16 protein-coding genes are annotated in these 21,218 nt (G+C 39.8%); 8 read left to right on the top strand and 8 right to left on the bottom strand.

The window, feature by feature from the left end; all coding sequences use genetic code 11:
• Positions 1 to 231: 231 nt before the first annotated feature.
• Together HMPREF0766_RS00585 and ispG are read left to right on the top strand one after the other, a co-directional pair.
• Positions 232 to 1,179, top strand: coding sequence for a LiaI-LiaF-like domain-containing protein (locus tag HMPREF0766_RS00585; RefSeq protein ID WP_002992822.1), 948 nt, complete (start codon positions 232 to 234; stop codon positions 1,177 to 1,179).
• A 45-nt stretch (positions 1,180 to 1,224) separates the two neighbouring features.
• Positions 1,225 to 3,243, top strand: a complete 2,019-nt coding sequence (ispG, locus tag HMPREF0766_RS00580; RefSeq protein WP_172462541.1) for a (E)-4-hydroxy-3-methylbut-2-enyl-diphosphate synthase — start codon at positions 1,225 to 1,227, stop codon at positions 3,241 to 3,243.
• A 77-nt stretch (positions 3,244 to 3,320) separates the two neighbouring features.
• Here ispG and HMPREF0766_RS00575 read toward each other — a convergent pair whose 3' ends face one another.
• Entirely contained in the window at positions 3,321 to 3,827 is a 507-nt protein-coding gene (locus HMPREF0766_RS00575) for a T9SS type A sorting domain-containing protein (RefSeq protein WP_002992818.1), read from the bottom strand.
• A gap of 250 nt (positions 3,828 to 4,077) precedes the next feature.
• Here HMPREF0766_RS00575 and HMPREF0766_RS00570 point away from each other — a divergent pair, with 250 nt between their 5' ends.
• Positions 4,078 to 6,021 (top strand): KUP/HAK/KT family potassium transporter, encoded by a 1,944-nt coding sequence (locus HMPREF0766_RS00570; protein ID WP_002992816.1) that lies wholly within the window; start codon positions 4,078 to 4,080, stop codon positions 6,019 to 6,021.
• Positions 6,022 to 6,059: 38 nt separating this feature from the next.
• Here the strand turns inward: HMPREF0766_RS00570 and HMPREF0766_RS00565 are convergent, their stop codons facing one another.
• On the bottom strand, positions 6,060 to 7,760 hold the full coding sequence (locus tag HMPREF0766_RS00565; protein ID WP_002992814.1) for an amino acid permease: 1,701 nt from the start codon (positions 7,758 to 7,760) through the stop codon (positions 6,060 to 6,062).
• A 59-nt stretch (positions 7,761 to 7,819) separates the two neighbouring features.
• Positions 7,820 to 8,503, bottom strand: a complete 684-nt coding sequence (locus HMPREF0766_RS00560) for an ACP phosphodiesterase (RefSeq protein ID WP_002992812.1) — start codon at positions 8,501 to 8,503, stop codon at positions 7,820 to 7,822.
• 111 nt (positions 8,504 to 8,614) lie between these two features.
• Between HMPREF0766_RS00560 and tyrS the strand changes: the two genes are divergently transcribed.
• Positions 8,615 to 9,898 (top strand): tyrosine--tRNA ligase, encoded by a 1,284-nt coding sequence (tyrS, locus tag HMPREF0766_RS00555; protein WP_002992810.1) that lies wholly within the window; start codon positions 8,615 to 8,617, stop codon positions 9,896 to 9,898.
• Positions 9,899 to 9,978: 80 nt separating this feature from the next.
• Here tyrS and HMPREF0766_RS00550 read toward each other — a convergent pair whose 3' ends face one another.
• Positions 9,979 to 10,683, bottom strand: coding sequence for a DUF4397 domain-containing protein (locus tag HMPREF0766_RS00550; RefSeq protein ID WP_002992809.1), 705 nt, complete (start codon positions 10,681 to 10,683; stop codon positions 9,979 to 9,981).
• Positions 10,684 to 10,831: 148 nt separating this feature from the next.
• Between HMPREF0766_RS00550 and HMPREF0766_RS00545 the strand changes: the two genes are divergently transcribed.
• From HMPREF0766_RS00545 to HMPREF0766_RS00535, 3 genes are all read left to right on the top strand, one after another.
• Positions 10,832 to 13,453 (top strand): FtsK/SpoIIIE family DNA translocase, encoded by a 2,622-nt coding sequence (locus HMPREF0766_RS00545; RefSeq protein ID WP_002992807.1) that lies wholly within the window; start codon positions 10,832 to 10,834, stop codon positions 13,451 to 13,453.
• Between the two features lie 2 nt (positions 13,454 to 13,455).
• Positions 13,456 to 14,112 (top strand): outer membrane lipoprotein periplasmic chaperone LolA1, encoded by a 657-nt coding sequence (lolA1, locus tag HMPREF0766_RS00540; protein WP_002992806.1) that lies wholly within the window; start codon positions 13,456 to 13,458, stop codon positions 14,110 to 14,112.
• 98 nt (positions 14,113 to 14,210) lie between these two features.
• Complete coding sequence (locus HMPREF0766_RS00535) at positions 14,211 to 15,242, top strand: LacI family DNA-binding transcriptional regulator (RefSeq protein WP_002992804.1); 1,032 nt, start codon at positions 14,211 to 14,213, stop codon at positions 15,240 to 15,242.
• Here HMPREF0766_RS00535 and HMPREF0766_RS00530 read toward each other — a convergent pair.
• The 4 genes from HMPREF0766_RS00530 to HMPREF0766_RS00515 are packed head-to-tail and all read right to left on the bottom strand — an operon-like array spanning position 15,239 to position 20,044.
• Positions 15,239 to 16,588, bottom strand: coding sequence for an MFS transporter (locus HMPREF0766_RS00530; RefSeq protein ID WP_002992803.1), 1,350 nt, complete (start codon positions 16,586 to 16,588; stop codon positions 15,239 to 15,241). The two genes, HMPREF0766_RS00535 and HMPREF0766_RS00530, sit on opposite strands and share 4 nt — an antisense overlap.
• A gap of 32 nt (positions 16,589 to 16,620) precedes the next feature.
• Positions 16,621 to 18,036, bottom strand: a complete 1,416-nt coding sequence (uxaC, locus tag HMPREF0766_RS00525; RefSeq protein WP_002992802.1) for a glucuronate isomerase — start codon at positions 18,034 to 18,036, stop codon at positions 16,621 to 16,623.
• A 2-nt stretch (positions 18,037 to 18,038) separates the two neighbouring features.
• Complete coding sequence (uxuA, locus tag HMPREF0766_RS00520; RefSeq protein ID WP_002992796.1) at positions 18,039 to 19,199, bottom strand: mannonate dehydratase; 1,161 nt, start codon at positions 19,197 to 19,199, stop codon at positions 18,039 to 18,041.
• 23 nt (positions 19,200 to 19,222) lie between these two features.
• The gene (locus HMPREF0766_RS00515) at positions 19,223 to 20,044 is read right to left on the bottom strand and encodes an SDR family oxidoreductase (protein ID WP_002992795.1); all 822 of its coding nucleotides are present in this window, start codon (positions 20,042 to 20,044) and stop codon (positions 19,223 to 19,225) included.
• A 171-nt stretch (positions 20,045 to 20,215) separates the two neighbouring features.
• Between HMPREF0766_RS00515 and HMPREF0766_RS00510 the strand changes: the two genes are divergently transcribed.
• Positions 20,216 to 21,214, top strand: coding sequence for a sugar kinase (locus tag HMPREF0766_RS00510; protein WP_002992794.1), 999 nt, complete (start codon positions 20,216 to 20,218; stop codon positions 21,212 to 21,214).
• The last annotated feature ends 4 nt before the right edge of the window (positions 21,215 to 21,218 follow it).

Genomic DNA, 21,218 nt, shown 5'->3' with positions numbered 1-21,218 from the left:
TTCCCCTGCTATATCAAAATATAAACGAATATAGGCATAATCCCACAAAAACATGTTACCTCGCAAAGGCATTACTGTTACAGACCTGAATATTAATTTTTCACCGACAGATTTAAGACATTTACCGAATAAATGCAGGAAATAACCTAATTACATTGTTTTTTTTATCATCTTCACTTTAATTTTGATTCAGTTAAACAATTAGAATCGACAACATAACTATAAAACATAATGAACAATAAAAGAATTACCTCAGGACTTATCTTTCTTTTTGTGGGGATTATATTGCTTCTTGATGTCCTGGACATCATTGAGTTCAACTGGCTTGAAATCATTCGTTACTGGCCATTATTGATTATCCTGGGAGGTATTAATATGCTTATGCCTAATGGACAATCCGGACAGATCGCCAAATTAGGGTTTACCTGTCTGCTATTAGGATTTCTGGTATTTATCGGCTTTACAACTCCGAATGAAAGCCTTATTTCCAGATTTTTCAAGGGATCTAATATTCATATAAGCACAGATGAAGTGGATGATTCAATTCCTTCCTCTTCAAGTAAAAGCCTCGCGATCCAACTTCCTAAAAATTTATCAGTAGCTAAAGCAAACTTTGATATAGGCACGACAAATCTAAAACTGTCCAGTCAGCCGAGCAGTTTATTATTTGAAGCAGGAAATTCTTCGGACTCTTATTTTCTTAAACTCACATCAGACTCTGCCGAAGACGGCACAGCAACGGTTGATTTAACAGGGAAAAAGAGAAAAAAAGGACGCAGCAAAAATAATACAACATTATTCAAACTGAATAAAGATGTGGTCTGGGATCTAAACTTTGATATCGGTGCTTCAGACGTACAGATGGACCTCTCTCCTTTTAAAATAAGAAACATCAACTTTGATACCGGAGCAAGCTCCGTAAATATGAAGCTTGGCAGACCTGTAGAAACCTCCACGATAAATATAGATGCGGGAGCTTCTTCTGTCGAAATCCGGATCCCTAAAGATGTACCTTGTCAGGTAACTTCAGACAGCGGACTCTCATCTATAGAATTGAGCAGCGGTTTTGTGAGAAAAGGTGACGGCGTAAGTGAAACAGCTAATTATGCACAGGCTACTTCAAAATACAATATTGTTATTGACGCAGGAGTCACTTCTTTCAAGATCATTCAATATTAAATCTTACGAAATTATTACTTCAGAATCCATAACTTTGTGGTAGATATGGATACAAGTAATTTATTGAGCTTACCCGGAGGATATTGTAATTCTAAAACAGATTACAGCCGCTGGGTAACCAGGGAAGTGAATATCGGAGATATACCTATGGGAGGAAACAATCCCATACGTATCCAAAGTATGACCACTATAGATACCATGGATACAATGGGCTCTGTAGAGCAGACTATCCGCATGGTAGATGCCGGTTGTGAATATGTCCGTATCACTGCACCAAGTATAAAAGAAGCCGAAAATCTTGCAAATATTAAAAAAGAACTCCGCAACAGGGGCTATAATGTTCCTTTAGTTGCGGATATCCATTTTACACCCAATGCAGCAGAAGTCGCGGCAAGAATCGTAGAAAAAGTACGGATCAACCCCGGGAATTATGCAGACAAAAAGAAGTTCGATCAGCTTTCTTATTCTGCAGATGAGTATCAGGCTGAGCTAGACCGCATCTATAAAAAGTTTACTCCGTTAGTCAGTATCTGTAAAGAGTATGGCACTGCCATGCGTATAGGTACAAATCATGGTTCATTGTCTGACCGTATCATGAGCCACTACGGAGATACACCGGAAGGAATGGTCGAATCAGCACTTGAATTTATACGCATTTGTGAAGATCTTAATTTTTACAACCTGACCATTTCGATGAAATCCAGTAATCCACAGGTAATGGTACAGGCTTATCGTATGCTGGTCGAGAAGATGGTCATCGAAAACATGAATTATCCCCTCCACCTGGGTGTCACAGAGGCCGGAGACGGAGAAGACGGACGTATCAAATCGGCTGTTGGTATCGGCACATTGTTAGAAGATGGTCTGGGAGATACAGTACGCGTATCATTAACCGAAGAACCGGAAAAAGAAGCTCCTGTCGCTATAGCTCTCGTAAACCGCTACAGCAAACGGGCTAAAATGCTGCAGGATGCAACTACACAAAGCAGGGAAATAATACAGCTTAATCCTTCTTCCGAAACAGTAGCTTACGAATCCAGAGAAGTCAACACTTTCATTGGTGGTTCACTCGTTCCACGTGTCATTGTTGATATTTCCACATCTAACCTGAAAGATCCGAATATACTCACGGCTACGGGATACCGCTATGATATACTCAATGACAAGTATCATATGGGCGAACAATCGGTAGATTTTGTATTTCTGGGAGATCAGTTACCTTCTTTCACTATGCCTGGGAATCTGAAGCAGCTTTATAATTATAAAACATGGCTAACGATTGCGAATCCAACCAATATACACCCTGTCTTTGATCTGGAACAGTTTAATGCAGCATCTCGAAAAGATCCTGTACTCAATCTGATATATATAAAAAATAATGATCTGGAATCCGAAATTTTCGGCAATTCAGCTATTGATAACACTGTTGTATTTATATTGGAAACGGATCATATTCACGGGATGGCAGATCAGCGTCAGTTTTTCGCCAATCTTCAGGAAATAGGGCTGGATAATCCTGTTATTATAAAGAGATCCTATCCGGCAGAAGAATTTTCAGGTCCGGTCGGAGATATTATGAATCCGGAAGAACCGATTTCCAAGATTCAGCTGTATGCAGCAACAGATCTGGGCGCCTTACTGATTGACAAACTGGGCTCCGGCATATGGGTGGATTCACCTGCTACGCCTATCGACAGACTGGTATCCTTATCTTTTGGAATTCTACAGGCTACCCGATCACGTATATCCAAAACAGAGTATATCTCCTGTCCAAGTTGTGGACGAACTCTATTTGATCTGCAAGATACCACGCAGATGATCCGTGCACGGACTAATCACCTTAAAGGGTTGAAGATCGCCATCATGGGTTGTATCGTAAACGGACCTGGTGAGATGGCAGATGCGGACTATGGCTATGTTGGTGCAGGCCCGGACAAAATAACGCTCTACCGCGGTAAAGAAGTAGTCAAGAAAAATGTAAGTTCAGCAAATGCTCTTGATGAACTCATCGATATCATCAAAGGCGACGGGCTTTGGATTGAAGAACAAGAAACCGCAGTATAAAAAAAGCGGGACTTCATTTAGAAGTCCCGCTTTTTTTATGTCGTGATATAATTATCTCTTATCTATAAAACAGACTGTTATCTGACCGATATACGTTTAATTACTGTTTCCGTTCCTGCTACAACTCTCACAAAGTAAAAGCCTGAGGACAACTTGCCATTAGTTTCAAACGCAAGATTCTGATTGCCGGCATCAAGCGTATTATTCATAAGTCCTAAAACTTCATTACCTAACGCATCCATGACCTTTATGGAGACCGCATTCTGTTTACCCAATTTGAAGGATACAGTTACCTGTTCAGCAATAGGATTGTAGAATACTTTTACATTATTGATCAGTTTGTCTGATTCTGCTGCAGAAAAAATTTTCGCAGCTGACATACTAAAGTCGTATGAAGATTCGTTATTGAAATATTTAGCAGCCTTTGAGGCATTGGATGCCATATACATATGGCCCATTTTTTTTGATGAACTATCACTCGCCAATACCATATTGGAACCCCAAGCAAAGCTCAGACTTGCCATAAGCACAAGTGCGTTCGTAAGGGTTTTAATAATGTGTATCTTAGTAAAAAATTTCATCATATATCTGAGACAGTTGTATTGTTAATTGGTTTAATCAAATATAAACCTTTTTCTCAATTATCTTCATACAAAAATAGATTTTTTTTTATCTGATCGTTAATTAATCGGACGATTTTTAATGGCTTTAACAATTTTTAACAACTCTTGACGTTGTCACAAAAAAAACCAAACTTTGGCAGTTCAATTCTGTTATCAAGAATACTGATTAACAGGCGAAAAATTGAAGATTTAGTCATTAAATTTATTTAGAATGTCAACAAAAAACGCGAGCGACGTTCAAAAGTTAAGCCTCGGCGGCTTACTGATTAGCTTAGGAATTATCTTTGGAGATATCGGAACTTCCCCGCTCTATGTATTCAAAGCTATTATTAACAAAGGAACTATCGAACCAGACCTCGTCCTCGGGGGATTATCCTGTGTCGTATGGACTATCACCCTTCAAACTACAGTTAAGTATGTATTGATTGCCCTGAATGCGGACAACAATGGTGAAGGAGGTATACTTTCCCTCTACTCACTGGTCAAGAGGCAGGCCAAGTGGCTTATTATCCCGGCCATCATCGGAGCTTCCACACTGTTGGCTGACGGTATGCTGACTCCGGCTATCACCATTTCTTCAGCAATAGAAGGTTTGGCAATCAACAATCCTACCATCCAGACAGTACCTATTGTAATCGTTATTATCTCAGGACTGTTTCTGATCCAGCGCTTTGGGACTTCCATCGTAGGAAAAGTCTTCGGACCGCTTATGCTTACCTGGTTTCTGACTATAGGTATCCTTGGATTATGCTATATTGATGCAGCCCCTCAAGTGCTAAAAGCGATCAACCCTTATTATGCGATCAAACTAATCGTAAGCACGCCAAATGCGTTGTTTATTATTGGTGGTGTATTTCTATGTACGACAGGTGCAGAAGCGCTCTACTCCGACATGGGACACTGTGGAAAAGCCAATATCAGAATAAGCTGGATACTTGTAAAAATATGCTTATTGCTTAATTACTTTGGACAGGGAGCCTGGTTACTGGCGCATTCAGGAACCCAGATCGGAGAGAAAAATCCGTTTTATGCCATTATGCCGGAATGGTTTCTGGGATATGGCGTTGTCATCGCGACCATTGCAGCTATTATTGCCAGTCAGGCGATGATATCAGGGTCATTTACATTGATTTCGGAAGCTGTACGCCTTAATATCTGGCCCAAAGTCACCATACGTTATCCAAGTGATCACAAAGGACAATTATATGTACCTTCCATCAATCTGATACTATGGCTGGGATGTATGCTGATCATTGCTGTATTCAGAGAATCCAGCAATATGGAAGCGGCATATGGTCTGGCGATCAATGCGACGTTTATCACAACGACTATTCTTATGGGATTCTTCCTGAGATGGAAACGAGTAAACAAATATCTGATTTTCTTATTTATAGGCTTCTATTTCTTTATCGAGTTTGGATTCCTGGCAGGTAACTCTGTAAAAATTGCACACGGAGGCTGGTTGACGCTAATCCTCTCTCTCGCACTGATAGCGGTCATGTATGCCTGGTATAACGCCAGAAAAATCAAAAACCGCTTTGTCAAATTTGTTAATATCAGGGATTATAATGACATCATTTCAGAAATGAGTAAAGATCCTACTATTCCTACTTTCGCATCACAACTGGTGTATCTGACCAGTGCAAACAACAGGAATGAGATAGAATATAAGATCATTTACTCTATGATCAATAAAAAGCCTAAGAAAGCAGATGTATACTGGCTGGTGCATGTAGATGTGATGGATAATCCACATACCCGGGAGTATACAGTAGAACAGATTATTCCAGGCAAATTGATCCGTATAGACTTTAAGCTTGGATTCAGAGAAGAACAACGCATCAGTTTGCTGTTCCGAAAAGTAGTGGAAGACATGGTACAACGCAAGGAGATTGATATTGTAAGTCAGTATGATTCGTTGAAAAAATATAAAATCCCCGGAGATTTCAGATTTGTTATCCTGGAAAAAGTGTTATCCAAGACTAATGATCTGAAATGGCACGAACGTATTATCTTTGAGATCTATAAAATTCTCAAGAAATTCAGTCTGTCTGAAGAAAAAGGATTTGGTCTGGATGCAAGTTTTGTTACTATAGAACGTGTGCCGCTGAGCATACCGAGAACACATGAAGTTGTTATCAATCGTATCAACTAAAAAACTAAGGGCCTCCAAATCGGAGGCCCTTAATTTTTCTATTCAGCTATTGCTTTTGCTTCTTTATTTAATCGGGAATGTCGGTAACCATACATAAAGTAGATAATCAATCCGGCAAGTAGCCACAATATAAAAATAATCCAGTTACTGGCTCCCAGTTCAGTCATCAGATACAGATTGATCAGAATACCTGTAGTCGGCAGTAAAGAGAAGTTCAACCGGAAAGCGTAAAAACTCATACCTATCCAGACTAACCAGAAAATAATAACTAAAGATTTATGCTCTAATATATAAAGTGCAGACATAGATTTCCATTCGGTAATCGTATCCTGTCCGTATACAAACAATAAGACCATTGCGATCAGGAAGCCCAGCCCCACAAGATATTTTCCGTTTACATAAGGAACTCTGAATTTTGATTTTTTTGAAAGTCCGGAATGATCCATATAAAGAACCCCTGCACATACCAGAATAAAAGCAAAAAATGTTCCCACACTGGTCAGATCCACAAAGAAGTCCATTTTAAAAAACAGAGAGGGCACAGCAACTACAATACCCGTCACGACTGTAGCGTATGAAGGTGTTTTATATTTAGGATGAATAGTTGCAAATTTCTTCCACAAAAGTCCGTCACGGCTCATCGTCATCCATATTCTCGGTTGTGCCAGCTGATATACCAAAAGAGCACTTGTTATGGCAATCACAGAAGTGACAGAGATAATACCGGCCATATGATCGAATCCTACATATTGGAAAACATAAGCCAGCGGATCCTTTACATTCAATTCAGTATAATTTACCATTCCGGTAAGGACTAAAGCAATGGCGACATAAAGTACCGTACAGATCAATAAACAGTATATCATTGCTCTCGGCAAATCCCGTTGCGGATTTTTACACTCTTCTGCTGTAGTTGAAATGGAGTCAAATCCTATAAATGCAAAGAAAACCGCAGCGACACTACTCATAACACCTCCCAGTCCATTTGGCGCAAACGGAGTCCAATTGTCAGGTTTGACAAAAAATAGTCCACCAAAGATTACAGCCAGTATAATTCCGACCTTGATCATGACCATGATATTACTGGCTCGTTTAGACTCTTTAATGCCGACATAGACAAGTATAGTCACAAGGAAAGTGATAACGCCTGCAGGCAGATCAAAGATAATGGGCACATTTCCGATACGAGGTGCTGTTACATACGCTTCCAGTGCCAGTTTATCAATACCTGTCAGTTTATCAACCCCAACTTCCAGCATTTTCTGATTCGCTTCGATCGCATAGGCGGGTGCCATAGAGAGCCATCTGGGCACATGTATACCAAAGCCTTCCAGCATGGATACAAAATATTGGGACCACGATATAGCGACAACCATATTGGATACGGCATATTCGAGTACCAGAGCCCAGCCTATAATCCAGGCAAACAATTCACCAAAGGCAACATATGCATATGTATACGCACTTCCGGAGACCGGAACGGTACTTGCAAACTGTGCATACGAAAGTGCTGTAAAAACACAGGCAAAAGCCACAAAAACAAAAAGAAGTGAAACCGCAGGTCCGCCATTGAAACTGGCCAGTCCGATCGTACTGAAAATACCAGCCCCTACAATCGCTGCAATCCCCAAAGAAACAAGATCCCTGACACCAAGAATCTTGGATAATCCTGAACCCCCATGTTCAGAATCACTAATAATCTGATCTATGCTTTTCTTTCTGAAAAGTTGATTTCCCATACTGTCTGTAAATTTTAAGATTGCAACCTCAGGTTACTTTATAAGTTTATTAATTAGTATCATTCTGCTAAAGAAAGTCTATCCTGAATCTCAAAATAGATGCTTTTATAATCAGTAAGTTGTTTATCTGTGTACATGATCAACTCTTCTGTAAGTTTGAGATGATGCCCGGCTACCGGTTCAAAATCCCAGATTCGTTTTGCAATATTAAACAATGCATGTGATATTCTGGTAATATCTGCATACTCATATGTATACTTAGAATTTACAAACCGCTCATAATACGACATAAATTTAGTCGTATCTTCTAATCCTACAATTTTTAGAAACTTAATAATTGTATCCGGATGCACCTTTTCCAGGTCTTCATAGAAGCGGTCTACATTAATTACCTGATGCTTTAACAAGAGATGATCCAGAATCAGTTCCAGCGCAACATGTGCCAAAAATGAAGGGCGAACAGGTAATCCACTCAGACTATCCTGTATCTTAATGCGTAAACGATGGGTATGATCAAAAAAAAACGGTGTGTTGTGAAAGATGCGATCAACCTCGAGATGCCTGTTCCAGCCTTCATAAATAGGCTTATATTGTGGGTGATCAAGCAATATAGTTTCAAACCGGTTGGGGTGAAACATATACTTCTTATCCGCATTCTTCAGCAGATCCGGCAATATTCCGCCCAACACGCGTTCGGGCTGGGTAGCATACCTTTCAAAATAAAAATGCGAGAGAAAATTCATTCTGATCTTAATAAAATCACACAAAAAGTGTAATATCTTAAATCTTGACGTAAGATACAGCTAATCTTACTATCTTTGCAACTTAATTAAAATTTTCTTATCCGTATTATTATGAACTTTGTAGAAGAATTACGTTGGAGAGGCATGTTACAAGACATCATGCCTGGAACTGAAGAGTTGTTAAACAAAGAAAAAGTATCCGGTTACATTGGTTTTGATCCTACAGGTGATTCGCTTCACGTCGGCCACCTTACACAGATCATGACTCTTATTCATTTTCAAAACGCAGGTCATAAACCTGTTGCACTGGTTGGTGGGGCTACCGGAATGATCGGCGATCCTTCATTCAAATCGGCCGAAAGAAACTTACTTGATGAGGAAACTTTAAATCACAATGTTGCAAGCCTTAAGCATCAGCTGAGCAAATTCTTAACATTTGGCGAAGGCGAACTGGATGCAAAGATGGTCAACAACTACGATTGGTTTAAGGATTTCAAATTCCTGGATTTTATCCGCGACATCGGTAAGTTGATTACAGTCAATTACATGATGGCTAAAGACTCTGTCAAAAAACGTCTTGAAGGTGAAAATGGACTATCGTTTACAGAATTTTCTTATCAACTGATCCAGGGGTATGACTTCTATTATCTATGGAAACATCATAATTGTAAAATACAGATGGGCGGATCAGATCAGTGGGGAAATATCGTCACCGGCACTGAATTTATCCGCCGTCAGGATCAGGGATCAGCATTTGCACTTACGACACAATTGATCAAAAAATCAGATGGTCAGAAATTTGGAAAAACAGAATCTGGCGCTGTATGGTTAGATGCAAAGAAAACAACTCCCTACAAATATTATCAATTCTGGTTGAATGCAACAGATGATGATGCCAAAAACTGGATCAGAATCTTTACGCTAAAACCAAAAGAAGAAATAGAAGCAATCATTGCAGAACATGATGCTGCTCCTCATACCCGCACCGTACAAAAAGCACTTGCAAAAGATATCACGATCCGTACACACTCGGAAAAAGATTATGAGACAGCACTCAAAACATCTGAATTCCTGTTCGGAAACGGTTCTCTTGATTTCTTAGGCGATCTGGAGCACAACGCTGTATTAGATGTATTTGACGGAGTACCTCAATTTAAGATCAGTAAGAGCGAACTTGCAGAAGGGATTAATATATTAGATCTATTAGCGACAAAAACCCAGATCTTCCCCTCAAAAGGTGAAGCCAGAAAAATGACTGAGGGTGGTGGCGTATCTGTAAACAAAGAAAAAGTGTCCGGAACGGATGCAACCTTTACTACAGAAAATCTGATCAACAATAAGTATATCATTGCTCAAAGAGGTAAAAAGAATTACTATCTTATCATAGCCGAGTAATCAAAGCTATAAAATAAAAGAAGGGCTATCCAAAATTTTGGAAGCCCTTCTTCGTTTGTATTGAGTTGTATGTATAAAGTTTATTCTAAATGCTGGATAATCTTATACCCGAATTTAAATTTCTCTTTTGCAGGAGTCGCATTGATCAAACCGTTTGACCAAATGGTATAGATAGACCGATCTTTCGGTTCAAACTCAAAACTGACCAACTCTCTGTTTATATTTGATGTAATAAAGAGCTTATATTTTTTCCCTGTCTGCAGGGTCAGATAAGCACTGGCTTCTTTGAAAGACTTATTTTTTACAAGCAAAGTATCCGACCCCTCAGATCCCAGATTAAGTGCAGGTGCATCCGGACTCAGATTGATGAAACGTACATTGGCAGTTCCCTTTGCCGGAATATCTGATTTGTCCTCATAGCTGACTACATCCAGTTTCGTATCACCAACGACGAATAATGAATAAATTTTACCCGGAGCAAAAGCTACCTGCTTTGAAACAAGTGCTCCCTTCCCTATACTGTCCCGATCAAAAACCCTTACAAGGCGATTACCCGGAAAAGCATTCCGATAAGGCAAATAATCCCCAAAATCAAAACTTTCGTTAGAAAGATTGAGCTTATGCTGATCCAGACCAATATCCAACTTGATTGCCGTAGGCACAGCATTGATTGCTCCTGTACCTGACAATTCACCGTATCCGTAGTCGTCATTATCCAGACTACAGGATGCAAACAGGAACAAACATAAAAGAAAACTACCCAAAAGAAATTTAACGCTATTCATACCGCATTATCTATTCAAAAATCACATTTTGATAACTAAAACGTATATTACATTAGAAATGCTACAGAACCAAAACAATTGGTTTTTTGGTCTGATTTTTTCTATATAAAATCGTTAAGTTTGTACTAAGAACATTATTATTGTTTTCATGCTAAATAAAGGAAATACATTTAAGAACTATGGTGGTGAAAACTCATCAAAGAAATCCCCCAAAAGTTCTTCAAAAAGCTATAATACAAAAAGTTACAAAGAACCTTCGGAACCTGTACAGTTAAGCGAAACCCAGGAAAAGATAATGAAAATATTAGGTGTATTTTTATTTATTCTGAGTTTCGCTTTCACCATAGCCTTTGTTTCTTACCTTTTCACCTGGGAAGAAGATCAAAGCTATATTTCAAAATCCAACGGAAGCTGGAGTACGCTATTCAGTACAGCTGAAGAAATTGACAATGATGCCATTGATCTTCCTGTGGTACAGAATAAACTTGGAAAGTTCGGAGCCTTATTAGCTAATCAGTTTATTTATGAATGGTTCGGTATTGCTTCATTCATTTTTATATTTATTCTTTTTGTAACAGGATACAGATTATTATATCGCAAAAATATACTTCCTGTAGGTAAATCCATCCTTTACTCTTCCATCGCTATTATCTATGTTTCGGTAACATTAGGCTTTCTACAATCCTTCATTGCCAAGACGCCCCATATTCTGGAAGGTAAATTCGGATTCTGGACCAACAGACTTTTGGAAGCACAGATTGGAAGTGCGGGTGTAGCCGGAATTGTTGTCTTCGCATATCTGACCGTCCTCATTCTGATCTATAACCTGGATTTGAAATTCACTTTCCAGTCCAAAAAGAAAATATATGATGAGGATCTTGCTTTTGATACAGATGATGTAGAGAACAATCCTGTAAACAATTCTAAAAAAACACGTATACTCAAAGACGAAGAATATGTTATCGATCCGATAGATCTGAATGATAAAGCTCCGGTACAGGAGTTTAACCAGTTCAGAGAACCAGAAGAGACTTATAACAATAACGTTCGCAGGGAGGAGCCAACCTTATCCATTGAAGAAGAACCGGAAGTAGTTCCAAATTCTACTCCTCATATCTCGTTTACGATTGATCATCCGGATGCTGAGGAAGAGGAGATGGAAGAAGATATCCCGGCAAGTCCTGTCTTACGGGTAGAAAAGGTGATAGAAGAAAAACCGATAACAGCCAATGATTTGGTTGCTCAGTTTGGGGAATACGATCCAAAGCTGGATCTGTCCGGCTATCAATACCCTCCCCTGGAGCTTTTGAAAGATTATGGTAGTGGTAAGATTACCATTAACCAACAAGAACTGGAAGCTAATAAAAATAAGATTGTAGATACACTACGTAACTACAGCATTGAAATTGAGCATATCAAAGCTACCATCGGACCAACGGTAACGCTTTACGAAATCATCCCCAAACCTGGTGTCCGGATTTCAAAAATAAAAAACCTGGAGGATGATATCGCATTAAGCCTTGCAGCATTGGGAATCCGTATCATTGCTCCAATGCCCGGCAAAGGAACTATTGGTATAGAAGTACCTAACAGTACCCCTGAGATGGTATCTATGCGTTCTGTACTGGCTACCGAAAAGTTCCAAAAGACAGATATGGATCTTCCTATTGCATTGGGTAAGACTATTTCAAATGAAGTGTATATTGCAGACCTTGCAAAAATGCCTCACCTGTTGGTGGCAGGAGCCACCGGTCAGGGTAAATCTGTTGGTATCAATGCGATTCTGACCTCTCTGCTTTACAAAAAACACCCTGCGGAATTAAAGTTTGTACTGGTGGATCCTAAAAAAGTCGAGCTTTCATTATTCAAAAAAATTGAACGTCATTTCCTTGCCAAACTTCCGGGAGAAGATGATGCGATCATTACAGATACCAAAAAGGTAATCAACACGTTAAACTCACTTTGTATCGAAATGGACCAGCGATATGACCTTCTTAAAAATGGTCAGGTCCGTAATTTAAAAGAATATAATGCAAAATTTGTCAATCGCAGATTAAACCCTGAGGAGGGTCATCGATTCTTACCATTTATAGTTCTTATAGTAGATGAGTTTGCCGATCTGATGATGACAGCAGGAAAAGAGGTAGAAACACCGATTGCACGTTTAGCGCAGTTGGCTCGTGCAGTGGGTATCCACCTGGTGATTGCGACACAGCGTCCTTCCGTTAACATTATTACAGGTACGATCAAAGCTAACTTCCCGGCCAGGTTGGCTTTCCGGGTTCTTTCCAAAGTCGATTCACGTACTATCCTGGATTCAGGAGGTGCAGATCAGCTGATTGGTCGCGGAGATATGCTACTGTCAACGGGAAGTGATCTGATTCGTATTCAATGTGCTTTTGTTGACACGCCTGAAGTAGATCAGATATCCGATTATATCGGTGGTCAGCGTGGCTATCCTTCAGCTTTCATGCTGCCGGAGTACATTGATGAAAACGGAGAAGGTAGTGGACTGGCAGATTTTGATATGGATGACAGGGATCAGCTGTTTGAAGACGCTGCCCGCTTAATAGTTATGCATCAGCAAGGATCAACATCTTTAATCCAACGTAAATTAAAGTTGGGCTATAACAGAGCTGGACGAATCATCGATCAACTGGAAGCTGCAGGTATTGTAGGTCCGTTTGAAGGGAGTAAAGCACGCGAGGTGCTGTATCCGGATGAATACTCGTTAGAACAGTATTTGGAAACATTAAGAAAAGACAATTAAAGATGAAAACAACATTATGGTCATTTGTGGTAGCTGCGTTTATGCTATTCATAAGTAATCCGGTCTCAGCACAACAGGAAGCCTTTGCAAAAAAGCTACTGAATCAGGTATCTGCAAAATACGACGGTTACAAAACGATTAAAGCATCGTTCTCTTTCTCTGCCAAACAGGCAAACGGAGGAACATATACAGATGCGGGCACACTCTATCTGGATAAGAAAGCGAATAAGTATCTGATCGAGATGAAATCTCAGGACCTTATCAGTGACGGAAAAAGTTCATGGACAATTCTAAAAGAAGAAGACGAAGTACAGATAAATGATGCGGACCAGTCTAATGACAATATTAATCCGAGTAATATCTTTTCATTCTACAAAACGGGATTTAAGTATGTGAGTGCTGATGATGAGAAAGTGGGTGCAACAACCTTAAATGTAATCGAGCTCTCTCCTATTGACACGAAGAAGAATTATTTCAAGATAAAGCTCCGTATTAATAAAGCATCGAAATTAATCTATGATGCTACCATTTTTGACAAGTCCGGTTCACGGTATACATACACTATAAAATCATTAAACGGTAATGCATCAATAGCAGCAAGTACATTCACCTTTAATAAATCGAAATATCCGGGAATGGAAATTGTCGATCTCAGATAAAATAACAAAAAGGGAATACGACAACGATATTCCCTTTTCTTTTTAGCTTTTGTCATATTTTCAGCTTAACTTTATTACTCACCTTTGAAACTTAAAACATGTCAAGCATTACTATTAAAGAGATTGCCAAAGCGCTGAATGTTTCCATTTCTACTGTTTCCAAGGCTTTGAATGACAGTCATGAAATTGGAGAGAAAACAAAAAAAAGAGTTTTAGAATACGCAGAAGCCCATCACTATAAACCAAACCTTCTGGCACAAAATCTGAAGACCGGTAAATCCAATACTATTGGGGTGATACTGACTTCTATCAACAATCCTTTTTGTTCTCAGATAATCGAGGGCATACAGCAGCATGCGCTTAAAGTAGGATTTGAAGTTATCTTTATGCAGAGCCGGGAAAATCCTGAAATTGAAAGATCCTGTATAGAGACACTCATGCAACGCGGTGTTGACGGACTGCTGATTTCACCGGTAGATGAGACCTCTAATCAGAAATTGCTGGAAGATATCCATGACCACAATTTTCCGGTTGTTATTTTTGACCGGATACAGCACAATCTGGAAACTTTCAAGATCGGAGTGAACAATTTTCAGGGAGCTTACCTTGCGACCAAACATCTGATTGATTCGGGAAGAACTAAGATTGTAAATATCACAGCGTCCAGATTTGGTCTTTCAGGTGAACGTTTTAAAGGATATCATCAGGCACTTACAGATGCAGGTATCGCTTTTGACGACCAGTTCCATATTCAGTGTAATATGCAAAATCAGGAAGTACTGGATGTAGAGTTGAAGAATGCGATCACCAGACTAATGAGTGCGGAGAATAAGCCTGACGCCATATTAGGTTCTTCGGATACGATTACAGTTACGTTGCTGGGGGTGTTGGCAGAATTAGGCTATTCTGTACCAGATGAGTTAGCGGTAATCGGTTTTTCCAATATTGATTTTGCAAGATCTCTTAATCCTGCTCTATCTACTATCCGTCAGCCTGCACTGGAAATAGGTGATATGGCTATGGAGAAGCTGATGAAATTTATAGCGAAGAAAAACTGGCATCAAGTTCAGATAGAAACTACAGAACTTGATACCATTCTTACATTCAGAAAATCTTCAATTCAAAGTTAGTCTACCTGAACGACTTTCATTTTCGGAACCAGTGCTTTCATAATACACCAGGCCACCAGATAAGCTAATGCACAGATAGAAAACATAATTGTGTAACCGGTCTCGATATGTCCCAGACCACCATAGTAATCAAACAGACCACCTCCCAGCTTGGACATAATCACTCCTCCGAAACCACCGGCCATACCGCCTATACCGGTTACGGAGCCAACGGCACTTTTGGGAAACATATCGGATACAGTCGTAAAAATATTAGCCGACCATGCCTGATGTGCAGAAGCACCTATTCCTATCAGCACTACCGGAATCCAGAAGGTATAGTGTCCCAGCGGCTGTGCAGCCAGTACCACTAAAGGGAATAAGGCAATGACAAACATAGCACGCATCCGACCGTCATATGCCGCATATCCCTTATTGATAAAATACATCGGAAAAGCACCTCCACCAATGGATCCAAACATGGTCATACTATATAATACCGCTAATGGAAGCATCATCTGTGTACTTTCCATTCCATACTGCGTTTTCAGGTATGACGGCAGCCAGAATAAAAAGAACCACCATACTCCATCTGTCAGAAATTTGCCTAAGGTAAATGCCCAGGTTTGCTTATACCCCAGCAATTTGAACCACGATATTTTAGGCTGAGGAGCTTCAAAATCCCTGTTAGCAACTAATAAAGAGTCACTTACCACATAATCATATTCTTCCTTAGATAACTTTTTCTCCGGTTTGTCATATAGGATAAACCAAAATATCAGCCATATAAATCCAACTGCCCCAACAATAATAAATGCAGACTGCCATCCCCAGTTATGCGCCATCCATGGCACTGTCAACGGCGCCAGAATAGCACCGATATTAGACCCTGAATTAAATATTCCCGTTGCAAGAGCACGTTCCTTTTTGGGGAAGAACTCCGCTGTAGCTTTAATAGCGGCCGGAAAATTACCGGATTCTCCGAAGCCAAGTACAATCCGTGCGATTATAAAACCTAACACTGATGTCGAAATGGCTGTTATACCTAATACACGCGCAGAGATCTCTCCCATCTCTACAGCATACGCATGAATTATAGCTCCTATAGACCAGATAATAATAGCAATGGCAAATCCCATTTTTGTGCCTAACCTATCTATAAAACGTCCTGCAAATAACATAGATACTGCATATGCAAACTGAAAAGTTGCTGTGATATTGGCATAGTCCGTATTTGTCCAGCCAAATTCATCCTCCAGAATGGGGTGCAGCAGACTCAACACCTGACGGTCCAGATAGTTAACTGTAGTAGCGAAAAATAATAAGGCGCAGATCGTCCAGCGATACTTTCCTATTTTTTGGTTCATAATAAGTAAGGTTTATAAAAGGTGTACTCCGGTTAAAAACCGAAATACTCTTTTGCATTAAAATAACAAATATCTGATATGATCTTCCCGATCCATTCAGGATCATTCGGGATCAATCCTTTATGAATGTCTTCAGCAAAGATATTACACAACAGCCTTCTGAAGTACTCATGTCTCGAATAGGACAAGAAGCTTCTGGAATCCGTAAGCATTCCGATGAAACAGCTTATCAGCCCCATATTGGATAAAGCGTCCATTTGCTTTTTCATTCCGTCCAGTTGATCCAGAAACCACCATGCTGAGCCAAACTGTATTTTACTTTTTATTCCCTCTCCCTGAAAATTCCCGGCCATGGATGCAAAAACTGCATTATCGGCAGGATTTAAATTGTAAATAATAGTTTTGGCCAATTGGTCTGTCCTGTCCAGATGGTTTAGGAAAGCGGACAAGGCTGCAGCATGCTGATAATCGCCGATAGAATCAAAACCTGTATCTGGCCCTAATAAAAGACGTTGCCTTTGATTATTATTACGCAACGCGCCTACGTGATATTGCTGTGCCCAACCCTTTTCATGATATTTTCTGGATACAGCTGCTAAAATATAGAATGAAAAACTATCTTTAATCTCGACTGTGACACCTGTATCATCACCATCCAATACAGCCTTAAATATATGATTTATTTTTTCAGTATCTGAATTTCCTTTCAATGGAAAACAGCTTAATCCATGATCAGAGATACGACAGCCCAAAGCATGAAAAAATTCAATACGAATATGTAATGCTGCGATCAGGGAGTCTAAGTCTACGATCTGTACATTTGCAACCGCTGACAATCGTGTCAAGTATGTTCTGTAATCATCACCACCGTCAAGTTGTAGTGATTTGTCTGGTCTGAATGAGGGTAATATTTTTGTTTTGAAATCAGATTGTGCAATAGCACTATGATCTGCCAGATCGTCTGCAGGGTCATCTGTTGTGCCGACCATCTCTACATTAAAATGCTGCAATAATCCCTGAGTAGAGAATGCTGATGTTTGTAACTGTTGTTCAGTCTTATCAAAAACATCCTGCGCATTCTGACCATTCAGCAATCCGCTGAATCCAAATGGATTCTTAAGCTCCATATGCGTCCAGTGAAACAATGGATTCCTTATTGTAAAAGGTACTGTTTCTGCCCATTTTTGAAATTTATCGCGGTCGCTGGCATCTCCTGTGATGTATTTTTCTTCTACACCAAAAGCACGCATAGCTCTCCACTTATAATGATCTCCTGCCAGCCAGATATCCGTTATATTTTTATAATTCTTATTTTCCCTGATATCTAATGGCGGTAAATGGGAATGATAATCAATAACAGGTAAGCTGGCAGCATAATCGTGATAAAGCTGTTGTGCCAAAGGAGTTGACAACAGAAAATTGTCATTTAAAAACTGTTCTGTCTGCATCTTTAACTGCCTAAAATTCCAAGTTCCAACCCTCTCAATTCAGCCAAACCTCTTAATCTTCCGATTGCAGAATAACCCGGATTCGTCACTTTATTCAGATCGTCTAACATCTGATGCCCGTGGTCCGGGCGAAATGGAATCGCTTTTTCTCTTTTTTGATTTTCTGCAGTTAATAACTTCATGACGTGGTACATATCTACATCCCCGTCAAGATGATCTGCTTCATAAAAGTTTCCAAAAACATCTTTCTTCACATTCCGCAGATGTGCAAAATAGATACGGTCTTTGACTACATTAAAAATGTCTAAGACATTATTACTTACCCCTGCTCCCAAAGATCCTGTACAGAAACAAACACCATTAAAAGTCTGATCGACTCCTTTAATAATAAATTCAAAATCATCTTTATCAGAAGCAATTCTTGGCAAGCCTAATATAGGATAAGGCGGATCATCCGGATGGATGGTCATCCTGATCTGATTTTGCTCACAAGTCTCTGCAATTTGGGATAAGAACCATAGCAGATTGTCCCGCAATCCATCTTTACCTATATGCTGATATACATGGATACTTTGTGTAAGGTCTTCGAGCGTTATCCCTTTTTCACTCGGAATTCCCATCAGTATATTTTCAGACAACTTATCAATATCAGCTTTGGTATACTGGTGAGATTTTGCCAATGCCTCTTCCAGTACGGCCTGTGGATAATCCTGCTCCGCCCCTGCTCTTTTGAGTACATACAGATCGAAGAAAGCCAGGTCAAACCAATTAAAGTACAGGGCCTTAGAACCGTCTGTCATGCCGTAATCCAGATGCGTACGTGTCCAGTCCAGTACCGGCATAAAATTGTAACAGACCGTATGTATCCCGCACTCCGCAAGATTACGCAGAGATTGTTTATAGTTTTCGATATATAGACCTGCATTTTCGCTTTTAGTCTTTATCGCTTCGTGTACAGGTACACTCTCTACAACAGACCAAGTAAGACCTGCTGCTTCAATAATGGCTTTTCTTTCTTTTATATCTCCTAATGGCCATATTTCACCATGAGGAATATGATGCAGTGCACTGACAATACCTGTTGCACCTGCCTGTTTAACATCTTGAAGAGATACCGGATCATTAGGACCATACCATCTCCATGTCTGTTCTAATCTGTTCATTTTCTGTTTTTAAACTTTAGCTGTTATACTCCTGACCATGAATTGAAACCTCCGTCTACATAGAGCGTTTCCCCATTTATAAAACCTGAAGCCTGACTAAGCAGGAATATCAGCGCGCCTTCCAGTTCGGACGGATCTCCTAATCTAGAGAAAGGAGTTTTGTTGAGAAAACGTTGGGCACGCGCGGTGAATGTACCATCTTCATTGGTCAGTAATGTTCTGTTTTGCTCGGTTAAAAAGACACCCGGGGCAATTGCATTGACACGGACTTTATCTCCATATCTTAAGGAGAGTTCCGTAGCCATCCACTTTGTATATCCGATAATCCCGCATTTAGCGACATTATATCCCAATACACGGGTAATAGCACTGCTGGAGGCCAGAGAAGCGATATTAATTATCGATCCCTTACCTTTTTCCGCCAGTACACGGCCAAGGACCTGTGTCGGGATGATCGTTCCATTGAGATTGAGCTCTATAGCCTTTAATGTATCCTCTATTTTGGAGTCAAATAAATTCTGATCTGGTCCGATGGTCGCTCCGGGGATATTTCCTCCGGCCGCATTTACCAGTCCGTCTATTGTACCCCATTTTTCTATAATTTTATCCCTTGCAGCAATCATTTCAGATTCACTAAGTACATCTGCCACGATTGCAAGTCCCTCACCCCCTAACGTCTCTACTAACTTCACGCGCTCATCTGCGCGTTCCTGATTACGTCCGATAATAACGACTTTGGCTCCAGCCTCAGCCAATGCTTTCACAAAAGATTTTCCTAAGATACCGGTACCGCCTGTTACGACAATAACCTGTCCTTTTAAGGAAAATTGTTCTAAAATATTCATAAGGATGCTTGTTTATAATCTTATAATCTATAAAAGTGCTAATTTCCAACTACATTGTAAAGTTTACACTTCTGTATTTTTACGATAACGATTTCGGAAATATTATAGTCCTCCAATCTTTAAATAACAAATAGTTAGTATTTTCGTTTTCAACAATAAAATAATCAATCTATGCCCAATAAGAGAGTGCTTTCCTTCGGTGAATTATTAATACGGATGCAGGCGACTTCAGACTACTTTTTTGAAACAAACCGGAATACTTTAAAAGTATACCCAGGCGGATCAGAAGCCAATGTAGCTGTTACATTAGCCCGATTGGGTATTCCGACGACTTATTTCAGTGCTGCTCCGGATAATGCCCTTACACAGGAAATTCTGTCCAAATTAGGAAACTATGGAATAGATACCTCCCTAATGAAAATTCAGGGCGACCGTCTGGGGAGTTATTTCTTACTGTCAGCCAACGGATTGAGTAAAGGTGAAGTTATTTATGATCGTAAATATTCCTCCTTCAGTCAACTCTCGATAGATGATATAAACTGGGATATTATTTTTGAAGGAATAGACTGGTTTCATTTTACAGCCCTCACGCCGTCACTTAATCAGGAATTGGCGAATATCTGTAAACAAGCCTTACAAAAGGCAGATGAAAGAGGCATTACGATATCTGTAGATCTGAATTACAGAAACAGATTGTGGCAATACGGGAAGCTGCCAAATGAAATTATGCCGGAGCTGGTACAATATGCAGATGTCATTATGGGAAACATATGGGCTGCTAACAAGATGCTGAATAGCCCTATTGATGAAACATTAGACCGTGAGACTTCAAAAGAAACGTATGTAGCCTATTCAAAAAAATCTGCTGCTAACATCTTCCAGTCTTATCCTAAATGTAAGCATATCGCAAATACGTTCAGATTTATGGATAATGCAACACACAATCTGTTTTATGGAACATACCACAGCAGAGAGGCTGATGCCGTATCGGAGACCTTGGAAACAAATAATGTCATTGACCGTATCGGAAGTGGTGATGCTTTTATGGGAGGTCTGATATACGCGGTTATACAGGAACAATCTCCTCAGGATATTATTAATACGGCTACTCAGGCCGGCTTTCAAAAATTATTTGTTGAAGGCGATTTTGGAAATGGAAAAATAAATTAGTGAT

Origin of the sequence: Sphingobacterium spiritivorum ATCC 33861 (genome assembly GCF_000143765.1) — a bacterium.
GTDB classification, from domain to species: Bacteria; Bacteroidota; Bacteroidia; order Sphingobacteriales; family Sphingobacteriaceae; genus Sphingobacterium; species Sphingobacterium spiritivorum.
Note: the sequence above shows the minus strand (reverse complement) of the source record. Positions and strands in the feature narration are given on the sequence as shown.